The organism is Mesorhizobium silamurunense (assembly GCF_014843825.1).
Classification (GTDB): domain Bacteria; phylum Pseudomonadota; class Alphaproteobacteria; order Rhizobiales; family Rhizobiaceae; genus Mesorhizobium; species Mesorhizobium silamurunense.
Window position 1 is genome coordinate 1 of record NZ_JHQR01000380.1, and the last position, 8,729, is coordinate 8,729.

Annotated in this window: 13 protein-coding genes and 1 pseudogene; 5 read left to right on the top strand and 9 right to left on the bottom strand. The window is 63.7% G+C overall.

The features are described 5' to 3' along the window. Positions 1 to 172 (bottom strand): annotated as a pseudogene (locus DH10_RS37445) (NAD(P)H-quinone oxidoreductase); the annotation flags it as partial. 114 nt (positions 173 to 286) lie between these two features. Between DH10_RS37445 and DH10_RS34025 the strand changes: the two are divergent. From DH10_RS34025 to DH10_RS34035, 3 genes are all read left to right on the top strand, one after another. Further along, complete coding sequence (locus DH10_RS34025) at positions 287 to 481, top strand: DUF1192 domain-containing protein (protein WP_192257596.1); 195 nt, start codon at positions 287 to 289, stop codon at positions 479 to 481. A gap of 102 nt (positions 482 to 583) precedes the next feature. Beyond that, positions 584 to 1,831, top strand: a complete 1,248-nt coding sequence (locus DH10_RS34030) for an MFS transporter (protein ID WP_192257594.1) — start codon at positions 584 to 586, stop codon at positions 1,829 to 1,831. Positions 1,832 to 1,862: 31 nt separating this feature from the next. After that, the gene (locus DH10_RS34035) at positions 1,863 to 2,138 is read left to right on the top strand and encodes an ArsR/SmtB family transcription factor (RefSeq protein WP_192257592.1); all 276 of its coding nucleotides are present in this window, start codon (positions 1,863 to 1,865) and stop codon (positions 2,136 to 2,138) included. A gap of 52 nt (positions 2,139 to 2,190) precedes the next feature. Here DH10_RS34035 and DH10_RS34040 read toward each other — a convergent pair whose 3' ends face one another. The 4 genes from DH10_RS34040 to DH10_RS34055 all read right to left on the bottom strand — a co-directional run bounded on the left by DH10_RS34040 (position 2,191) and on the right by DH10_RS34055 (position 4,682). After that, a complete protein-coding gene (locus DH10_RS34040; protein ID WP_192257590.1) occupies positions 2,191 to 2,655 on the bottom strand; it encodes an SRPBCC family protein in 465 nt (154 codons plus the stop codon). Then, a complete protein-coding gene (locus tag DH10_RS34045) occupies positions 2,652 to 3,002 on the bottom strand; it encodes an ArsR/SmtB family transcription factor (protein ID WP_192257588.1) in 351 nt (116 codons plus the stop codon). Before DH10_RS34045 ends, DH10_RS34040 begins: the two co-directional genes overlap by 4 nt. Positions 3,003 to 3,008: 6 nt before the next feature. Further along, positions 3,009 to 3,665: a glutathione S-transferase family protein gene (locus tag DH10_RS34050; protein WP_192257586.1), complete on the bottom strand. Its 657-nt coding sequence runs from the start codon at positions 3,663 to 3,665 to the stop codon at positions 3,009 to 3,011. A 192-nt stretch (positions 3,666 to 3,857) separates the two neighbouring features. Further along, positions 3,858 to 4,682, bottom strand: a complete 825-nt coding sequence (locus DH10_RS34055; RefSeq protein WP_192257584.1) for an alpha/beta fold hydrolase — start codon at positions 4,680 to 4,682, stop codon at positions 3,858 to 3,860. Between the two features lie 95 nt (positions 4,683 to 4,777). Between DH10_RS34055 and DH10_RS34060 the strand changes: the two genes are divergently transcribed. Continuing rightward, on the top strand, positions 4,778 to 5,296 hold the full coding sequence (locus DH10_RS34060; RefSeq protein WP_192257582.1) for a winged helix-turn-helix transcriptional regulator: 519 nt from the start codon (positions 4,778 to 4,780) through the stop codon (positions 5,294 to 5,296). Positions 5,297 to 5,314: 18 nt separating this feature from the next. Here DH10_RS34060 and DH10_RS34065 read toward each other — a convergent pair whose 3' ends face one another. The 4 genes from DH10_RS34065 to DH10_RS34080 form a co-directional block, all read right to left on the bottom strand. Further along, positions 5,315 to 5,716, bottom strand: a complete 402-nt coding sequence (locus tag DH10_RS34065) for a hypothetical protein (protein WP_192257580.1) — start codon at positions 5,714 to 5,716, stop codon at positions 5,315 to 5,317. Between the two features lie 159 nt (positions 5,717 to 5,875). Beyond that, complete coding sequence (locus DH10_RS34070) at positions 5,876 to 6,829, bottom strand: agmatinase (protein ID WP_192257578.1); 954 nt, start codon at positions 6,827 to 6,829, stop codon at positions 5,876 to 5,878. Positions 6,830 to 7,086: 257 nt separating this feature from the next. Next, positions 7,087 to 7,269 carry a 50S ribosomal protein L32 gene (gene rpmF, locus DH10_RS34075; protein WP_006203806.1) on the bottom strand — a complete coding sequence of 61 codons (183 nt, stop codon included), beginning with the start codon at positions 7,267 to 7,269 and terminating at the stop codon, positions 7,087 to 7,089. A 154-nt stretch (positions 7,270 to 7,423) separates the two neighbouring features. Beyond that, positions 7,424 to 8,131 carry a transglycosylase domain-containing protein gene (locus DH10_RS34080; RefSeq protein ID WP_192257606.1) on the bottom strand — a complete coding sequence of 236 codons (708 nt, stop codon included), beginning with the start codon at positions 8,129 to 8,131 and terminating at the stop codon, positions 7,424 to 7,426. A 129-nt stretch (positions 8,132 to 8,260) separates the two neighbouring features. Between DH10_RS34080 and DH10_RS34085 the strand changes: the two genes are divergently transcribed. After that, positions 8,261 to 8,729, top strand: a 469-nt coding sequence (locus DH10_RS34085) for a polyprenyl synthetase family protein (RefSeq protein ID WP_192385840.1), incomplete at its 3' end; no start/stop codon positions are given.

Genomic DNA, 8,729 nt, shown 5'->3' on the forward strand with positions numbered 1-8,729 from the left:
GGCGCTGCTGCACGTCCGGCCGGTTGACGCCGGCGGCGTGCACGCGGATGAGGACCTCGCCGGGACCAGGCACCGGCACGTCGCGCGTCTCCGGCTTCAGCACCCTGGGGCCACCGGGCTGCGAGATCGCGATGGCCGTCATCCTTGCCGGAATCTTCTGTCCGCTTGCCATGGTGTCCCGTCTCCTTGTGCCGGTTCGTTGCTGCCGGTCGTTTGCATCGGCGCCCTTGCCCTATGTATGCTGATTGCCAAATCAGGCAAATGGCCAAGTGAGGGAGGAGCGACGATGGCGATCTTCGACGACGAACCCAAGAAGAAGCCGCGCCCGCACGAGATCGGACAGGATCTGTCGCTGCTGTCGGTCGACGAGTTGTCCGAGCGCATCGCCCTGCTGCGCGAGGAGATCGCCAGGCTGGAAGCAGAGCGGGCTGCCAAGGGCACCACCAAATCCGCCGCCGAGGCGCTGTTTCGCCGAGGATAATCCTGGCGGCGTGCCCGCCCGCCCCGGAAAAGCCTGAAAGCGACTGCCAGACCTTCCCTCTGAAACAGACCTGCGCTTTGAAAATTCCAGCCGGATCAGCCCATGTTCGCAACCTATCGACCGATCCTCTCGCTGCTGCGCGGCACCGCGTTCCTGCTGGCGGCCTCCGGCCTGCATGGCCTGCTTTTACCGCTGCGCGGCCAGGTTGAAGGGTTCTCGACCGCCTCGCTCGGCCTGATGGGCACGGCCTGGGCCGGCGGCTTCGTCACCGGCTGCTTCTTCGCGCCGCGGCTGGTGCGCCGCGCCGGCCATGTCAGGGCGTTCGGCGCCTTCGCCGCCTCCGGCGCGATCATCGCGCTGCTCACCGGCCTCATCATCGACGAGTATTTCTGGATCCTGCTGCGCGCCTTCACCGGCTTCACCATGGCCGGCGCCTTCATGGTCATCGAAAGCTGGCTGAACGAGAAAGCCACCAACGAGAACCGCGGCACCGTCTTCGGCCTCTATATGATGGTCACCTATGCCTCGATCATGGGCGGCCAGATGATCGTCGCCGGCGGCGACGTGAAATCGGCCTCGCTGTTCATGATCACCGGCATCCTGTTCTGCCTGTCGCTCATTCCGACCGCCGTCTCGACGCAATCGCATCCGAAGCCGCTGCAGGACGTCAAGCTCGACGTCAAAGGGCTTTACGCCAATTCGCCGGTGTCGGCGGTAGCCTGCGTTTTGATCGGCATCGCCAATGGCGCCTGGGGTACGCTCGGCGCCGTCTATGGCGCCCGCATCGGCATCTCCACCGCCGAGATCGCGCTGATGATGAGCCTGGTGGTCGTCGCCGGCGCGGCCATGCAGCTCCCTGCGGGGCGGCTTTCCGACACCACGGACCGCCGCTTCGTGCTGGCCGGCGCCGCCTTCGGCGCGGCGCTTGTCGCGGTGCTGATCTTCCTGATCGAGCCGCATTCGGGCGTCTTCGTCATCGTGCTGACCGCCGCCTATGGCGCCTTCGCCTACACGCTCTATTCGATCGCCGTCGCGCATGCCAACGACCACGCGCGGGCGGAGGATTTCGTCAAGGTTTCGGGCGGCCTGCTTCTGCTCTACGGCTTCGGCACGATGATCGGGCCGCTGCTTGCGGCGGCGCTGATGGGCTGGCTGCGCCCCGAAGCGCTCTTCCTTGCGACCGCGCTCGCCCATCTCTGCCTTGCCGGCTACACGCTGCTGCGCATCCGCGCCCGCGCGCCGGTTCCGATCGAAAACCGCGATGCCTTCAAGACGCAGCCGGCCGACCGCGCTGTCACGCCGGAAGCCTTGCGGCTCGACCCGCGCACAAAGGTTGAAGCCGATAGTTGAGATTTGGAAAACTTTGCCTCACAAATAAGGCATGATTTTTTCCGACGCTTTCGTGGCGATAGCCGATCCCAACCGGCGCTATCTCTTGGAAGAGCTCCGGCGCGGTCCGAAGACGGTAAACGAATTGGCAGCCGGGTTGCCCGTTTCACGCCCGGCCGTCTCCCAGCATCTAAAGGTGCTGCTCGACGCCGGCCTGGTCAAGGCCAAGGCGGAAGGCACCAGGCGCGTCTATGCCGTCAGCACCGCCGGCTTCCTCAGGCTCAACATCTGGCTCGACCAGTTCTGGGAAATGTCGCCTGGAGAATGAGCAGGAGCGTTGATAGCGCCCAGGTGACGATAGACGCCGCCAACTGAAGACCTCAGTTCGCTCCCGCCAGCGCGGCACCGAGCGCGTCGAGCAGTTCGCCCGTCCCGTGCTCGCGTGTGTCGGGCGTATCGTGGCCGTCGAAGAAGGCCCCCTGCTCCGTCATGACAAGTCGCGTGCCCTTGCCTTCCGCGATAAGCTCGATCGTCGCGAGCGACACCGAGACGCGGGTTTCGCCGAACAACAGCTCATAGCTGTAGACGATGCGCTGGTTCGGCACGATGTCCTGATAGACCGCGTTGAAGAAATGCATCTGCCCATCGCTCGGACAACCGGCGTTCACTTCCTTGCCGCCGATGCGAAAGTCCATTTCATGCCGGCTGGGCTGCGGATTGTCGGGATCGACGAACCAGCGCTTCTTGGCCGCCGGATCGCTCAGCGCGAAATAGACCTTTTCGGGCGCCGCCGGATAGACGCGCTCGATGACGAAGGTGGAATGGACGACGGATCGTTCGGTCATGACGGCTTTCCTCGGTTTTCGTCTTTGGTTTCGGCGAGAAAATCGCCGAGCCGGTCGAGCCGGCGCTCCCAGGCGAGCCGCCGCTCGTTGATCCAGTGCTCGGCAGCCCTGAGCGCCTTCGGCTCGATCCGGCAGGTGCGTACCCGGCCGAGCTTCTCGGTGCTCACCAGGCCACTCGCCTCGAGAACGTTGAGATGCTGGACGACGGCCGACAGCGACATCGCCAGCGGTTCGGCCAGCTGGCTGACCGAGGCCGGCCCGCGCGACAGCCGTTCCACCATCTGGCGCCGCGCCGGATCCGCGAGCGCCTGGAACATCAGGTCGAGCTGGGCGGGATCGTGCAGCATGGTGGGCTAACCGTTGTTATAGGGGAAGAGCTTGAAATAGGGCTGCGCTTCCTCGATCACGCGGGAGAAGGCCGGCCGTTCGAGCAGACGGTCGTGGTAGCGTTTCACGGCAGGGAACCTGTCGCCGAACGGCTCGACCTTATTCGCATAGAACAGCGCCGGCGAAGCGGCGCAGTCGGCCATGGTGAAAATCTCGCCAACCGCCCAGGTCTTGGCCTGCATCTGCTTTTCGATGATGGCGTAGGAATTGCGCAACTGCGCGCGCGCCTCCTCGACCCCGAACGGATCGGTCTTGTCTTGTGGCCGCAGCCGGTCGCCGACGATCTTCTGCATCGGCTCCTGCACGTAGAAGTCGTAGAAGCGGTCGGCCTGGCGGACCTTGATGGCAAGATCGATGTCGGCGGGGATGAGCTCGACCGGCCCGGGGTAATAGGCCGCGAGATATTCGATGACGATGGTCGATTCCAGCACGGTGCGGTCGCGCGCGTCATCGCGCAGGGCCGGCATCTTGCCCGTCGGCGAAACCTTCAGGAAGGCCGCGCGCGATTGCTCCTCGCCGAGATCGACGATCACCGGCGTGAAGGGCGTGTCGTTCTCGTAGAAGGCGATCAGCGGTTTCCAGCAGAAGGAAGCGAGCGGATGGAAATGCAGCGTCAGGGACATTTTTTTCCTGTCGTCGGGCGTCGAGGCAATACTGAAGTAATCACTTAACTATTTTCATAAACCGCCGGAGTCAAGGCTGGTCCTCGCCGGCTAGAGCAATTCCAGGAAAAGTGTGAAGCGGTTTTCCGTCCGGAATTGCGTCAAAACAAAGAGATAGAGCGGTTCGGCGTTTCCGTGAAACGGTGAACCGCTCTAGCCATGCATCGCGATGGCTTCGACGATTTGCGGCCAGTCGTTGCGGTGCAGCTCGTGGCCGCCGCCTTCGATCCGCACCAGCCTGGCGCCGGGAACCGCATCGGCAAGCGCCTCGCCGTGCTCGATCGGGAAGAGCGGATCGGCGGTGCCGTGGATGACGAGCAGTGGCGCCGTCAGGTCCCTTATCCGCCGCTCCGGACCGCCACCCTTGAGCAGGAAATGGTTGGAGGCGCTGGCGAGGCCGCCGGAACGGTCGTAATCCTCCTCGATCATCGCGCGTGTCCGTTCGCTGTCGAACGGATGCCGGGTGCTGCCAAGTGCCCGCGCGTCCTTGACCATGAAGTCGAGCACCTGTCTCCGGTTCGACCAGTCGAAATCGGCGCCTTCCGCGGAATGCTCCTTGTAGGCCTGGCTCGTGCCGGGTAATCCGGACGTATCGACGCCGAGCGGCGAGCTGGAGATCACGGTGAGCGCGCTGACGCGCGTCGGATATTTCAGCGCCGCGATCTGCGCGATCATGCCGCCCATAGACATGCCGACGACATGCGCCTTGCGGATGCTGTGGTCGTCGAGCACGCGGACTGCATCGTCGACCATGTCCTCGAATGCATAGGGCGGCTCGCCCGGCTTGTATTTGGTCGAGAGACCAGTATCGCGATTGTCGTAGCGGATGACGAAGCGGCCGCGTTCGGCAAGCTGCCGGCAGAAGGCTTCCGGCCACCAGAGCATGGAGGCCATGGCGCCCATGATCAGAAGGATCGCTGGATCGGACGGATTGCCAAAGGTTTCCGAGACGATTTCGGGGCGCGGCAAAGCGGTCATCCTTCTCTCCTTTTCAATCCGATTGCATTTTGCAATCAGTTGCTGCACGATAATCAAACCGATATCATAATGCAACCGGTTCTTTGGAGACTGTCATGAACACCGAGCATCGCTCCGGCTGCCCGATCAATCTGTCGCTCGAGGTCTTTGGCGACCGCTGGAGCCTCATCATCCTGCGCGACATGATCTTCGGCGGCAGGCGCCATTTCCGCGAATTGCTCAACGGATCGCTGGAAGGCATCGCCTCCAACATCCTGGCCGACCGGCTGAGGCGGCTGATGGAGCTCGGCCTGCTGACCAAGGCCGACGATCCCAGCCACAAGCAGAAGGCGATCTACAGCCTGACCGAGATGGCGATCACCCTGGTGCCGATCATGGCGCATCTCGGCGCCTGGGGTCGGGTGTGGCTGCCGGTCAGCGAGGAGCTGTCGATCCGCGCCGAGCTCCTCGAAAAAGGCGGTCCGCCGCTGTGGGAGCAGTTCATGGACGAACTGCGCCACGAACACCTCGGCGCGCCGGTGAAGACGCCGCCGGGCACGCCGACCGTGCGCCAGCAACTGCAGGCAGCCTATGAAGCCGTGGTCGCCAGGAAAGCCGAAGCAGCCACGGCGTAAGGCGGCTTCTGAACTGGCTCAGTTCAGGTTGATATCGCGGCTCGCCGACCGCATCGACACCGAGAAGCCGGCGAGCACGTCGAACAGCGCGATGATCATCAGCGTGAAGAACACCGAGTGCGCCGCGCCCTTCACCAGCAGGAATTCGACCAGGAAGGCGATGAAGACCAGCGTCGACAACAGATGATCCAGGATCGACGCATTGGTCGTGCGCACCGATTTTGAGATCTCGACGAACAGGAAGATCAGCCCGATCAGCACCATGAGGTCGCCGAGCGTCATCGAGAAGACGCCGCCCGACATCATGTGGAACGAGAACATCTCGGTCATCCATGGATCGTCGCCGCCGCCGAACAGCCCGAGCAGTCCGAGATTGTAGAGGACGAAGGGCACGATCAGCAGCGGGATGGCACCGAACATCTGGGCGTCTCCAATGAGGCACCCTTTTGTAAAATCCGCGGCAGGCGCGCCGTCAAGGTTTTTCGGCGGCAGCGCCGAACACGCTCTAAGACCTAATGAAATAACGATGTCAGCCGGTTCCCGGCCGACATCTTCTCGCCTACATCGCTGGCGTACGGCCTAACGCTTGAAGTAGCCGGCGCGCACGGCAGCACCAATAACGTTGAGGATGATGTTACCGGCCGTGATCGCGGTTATCTCGTTGACATCGCGCGACGGCGCGATCTCGACGATGTCCATGCCGACCAGTTTGCCCTTGGCGATCAGCCCCTTGATCAATTCGATCGTCTGCCGGTAGCTGACGCCGCCAGGTGACGGACCTTCGACCGCGGGCATCACTGCGGGATCCAGGCCGTCGGCGTCGATGGTGAGATAGTAGCGGCCGCGGTCGGGAATGCGCTCCAGCAGCGCCGCAGTACCGATATCCTGCCATTCGTTGGCGGTGATGATGTTGGAACCATAGGCGCGTGCTGCTTCCACCTCCTCGACGCGGGCGCTGCCTTGGCCGCGAATGCCGAGTTGGAAGATCTTGCCGATATGCGCCATCTCCGAGGCGCGGCGAATGGGGCTTGAATAGCCTTCCCTGACGCCGTTGACGTTGTCGCGCCAGTCTAGATGGGCATCGACCTGCACCAGCGTGATCGGACCCTCGCCGTCTAGCGCTCGGAAGATTGGGATCGGAATGCCGTGATCGCCCCCAATGGTGATCGGCATCGCGCCGGTCGTGCGGATCTTGCGGATCGCAGCCTCGGCCAGCCCGTAGTGGCCCCTGTGGTCGGCCACGCTTCCGGGAATGTCGCCGGCGTCGACTACTTTTATGTCCTGGCCATCGAACAAGGTGCCGCCGATGTCGAAATCGTAGCGGTCGAGCCCGAGGCTGATGCATTGCGAGGCCCGCCGCACCGCGGTCGGCGCGTTGGTCTGGTCATTGATCAGCTCGTCGAACGTATAGGGATCGCCGTAGGGCATGCCGATGATCGCGACATCGGCCTTCAGCGCGTCGAGGTCCTCGACCAGCGGAAAGTTCATGAACGTCCGGAAGACATCGCGCGGCGCGGTGGTGAGCTTAGACATGTGGTTCCTCCGCCTCGATGCCGTTGGGTGCTGACGCCGGGCCCTGCCTGCACCCATCACCCCGACGTGGCGGGACATGGCGTCGACCATGTTGAGGAGATACAGCACCTCGGCCCCGGCGGATATTGCCACCAGCGCCGCGTTCTTTGGCATAGGGAAACACGCTGCCCCGGCCAGCCTGAGGCTTAAAACGGCACAAACGCAAAAAGACCGGCCAGAGGCCGGTCCTTCGACATGTCACAAACCGTGGAAGCTTCTCAGCTTTCCTTCGGCTCCAGCACCTGGCGGCCGCGATACATGCCGGTCTTCAGGTCGATGTGATGCGGGCGGCGCATTTCGCCGGAATTCTTGTCCTCGACATAGGTCGGGGCCTTGAGGGCGTCGGCCGAGCGGCGCATGCCGCGCTTCGACGGAGAGGTTTTTCTTTTTGGAACGGCCATGGATATGCTCCATTAGATGGTCAAAATGCCCCGGCAACCCTCGCGAAAGGGCCGCATCGAGGCCATAATCTGAGAAAGTCGGGTGCCTATACACGCCTAGCGCCGTTTTGGCCAGCGCCGCTCGCGAAATTTTTTGAGCCGGCGCCGCTTCACCCTAATCCAGGCAACCCACATACGCTCCGGACCTGCCCGCGCGCCGCTCGATCAGATTGGCGAGCCGCCGCAACCCCGGCCCCGGCTTCGCCGGATTGCGCGCGATCGGGTTGGGCAGGCTGACGGCAAGTAGTGCTGCCTGCCGGCGCGACAATTGCTTGGCCGAGACGCCGAAATGATGCTGCGCGGCGGCCTCGATGCCGTAGATGCCAGGTCCCCACTCCGCGATGTTGAGATAGATCTCCATGATGCGACGCTTCGACATCACCGCATCGAAATAGACGGCTAAAGGCAGTTCGACCACCTTGCGTACGCTGCCCAGCGGCCGCGACCATAGGAACAGGTTCTTCACCGTCTGCATGGTGATGGTGGAGGCGCCACGCGTCGCCTCGCCGGCAAGCGCATCGTCGACCACGCCGCGCAATTCGCCGAGATCGACGCCGCGGTGGAAGCAGAACTGCCCGTCCTCCGACATGATCACCGAATGCATGAGCACCGGCGCCACGTCATCGATCGACACCCAGCGCCGGTCGTAGCCGGAGAAGGTCGCGAGGTCCTTCAGCATCAGCGTCGAGACAGGATGCACAAAGGGCGGCAGATAGAGGAAGGTGAGCACGACCGGGATCGCCGCCAGAACCATCGCCGCGACCAGGCAGCGCCGTCCAAGGCGCTTGAGACCGGCGCGGTTCAGGCGCCGCGGCCGCGCCATGTCCAGCCCTTCGCTTTCATATTCGACGATCGGTTCCGTCAAGCCGCCCCACCCGTGCCACCCGCTACTCCGGCATAATGGCGCGAGGCTTCTTGCGCAATGTCTGAGTGTCGGCTACCGGTCCCAGCCATGATGAAAGACGACCAAATGGCCTTCGAATCCGCGCTTTTCGCGCGCGCCGCCACGGTCGAGGCGCTGCTGCGGCAGGTCCTCGATCCGCGCCCGCTTTCCGGTGAGATCGCCCGGCCGGAGCGCCTGATGGCGGCGATGCGCCATGGCGTGCTCAACGGCGGCAAGCGGCTCCGCCCTTTTCTGGTCATGGAAAGTGCGGCGCTGTTTTCGGCGGATAACGAGGCGGCGATGCGCGTCGCGGCGGCGCTCGAATGCGTGCATTGCTATTCGCTGATCCATGACGATCTGCCGGCCATGGACGACGACGATCTGCGCCGCGGCCAGCCGACCGTGCACAAGGCCTTCGACGAGGCGAACGCAATCCTTGCCGGCGACGCGCTGCTGACGCTGGCTTTCGACATCATCGCCGACGAGGCGACCGCGCTGCCGGCCGAGCGCCGGGCAACACTTGTGCTGGCGCTCGCCC

What these genes read in the sequence shown, in the direction of transcription:
- DH10_RS34025 (WP_192257596.1), top strand. Translation starts at nt 287, where the DNA reads ATGGCGATCTTCGACGACGAACCCAAGAAGAAGCCGCGCCCGCACGAG.
- DH10_RS34030 (WP_192257594.1), top strand. Translation starts at nt 584, where the DNA reads ATGTTCGCAACCTATCGACCGATCCTCTCGCTGCTGCGCGGCACCGCG.
- DH10_RS34035 (WP_192257592.1), top strand. Translation starts at nt 1,863, where the DNA reads ATGATTTTTTCCGACGCTTTCGTGGCGATAGCCGATCCCAACCGGCGC.
- DH10_RS34040 (WP_192257590.1), bottom strand. Translation starts at nt 2,655, where the DNA reads ATGACCGAACGATCCGTCGTCCATTCCACCTTCGTCATCGAGCGCGTC.
- DH10_RS34045 (WP_192257588.1), bottom strand. Translation starts at nt 3,002, where the DNA reads ATGCTGCACGATCCCGCCCAGCTCGACCTGATGTTCCAGGCGCTCGCG.
- DH10_RS34050 (WP_192257586.1), bottom strand. Translation starts at nt 3,665, where the DNA reads ATGTCCCTGACGCTGCATTTCCATCCGCTCGCTTCCTTCTGCTGGAAA.
- DH10_RS34055 (WP_192257584.1), bottom strand. Translation starts at nt 4,682, where the DNA reads ATGACCGCTTTGCCGCGCCCCGAAATCGTCTCGGAAACCTTTGGCAAT.
- DH10_RS34060 (WP_192257582.1), top strand. Translation starts at nt 4,778, where the DNA reads ATGAACACCGAGCATCGCTCCGGCTGCCCGATCAATCTGTCGCTCGAG.
- DH10_RS34065 (WP_192257580.1), bottom strand. Translation starts at nt 5,716, where the DNA reads ATGTTCGGTGCCATCCCGCTGCTGATCGTGCCCTTCGTCCTCTACAAT.
- DH10_RS34070 (WP_192257578.1), bottom strand. Translation starts at nt 6,829, where the DNA reads ATGTCTAAGCTCACCACCGCGCCGCGCGATGTCTTCCGGACGTTCATG.
- rpmF (WP_006203806.1), bottom strand. Translation starts at nt 7,269, where the DNA reads ATGGCCGTTCCAAAAAGAAAAACCTCTCCGTCGAAGCGCGGCATGCGC.
- DH10_RS34080 (WP_192257606.1), bottom strand. Translation starts at nt 8,131, where the DNA reads ATGGCGCGGCCGCGGCGCCTGAACCGCGCCGGTCTCAAGCGCCTTGGA.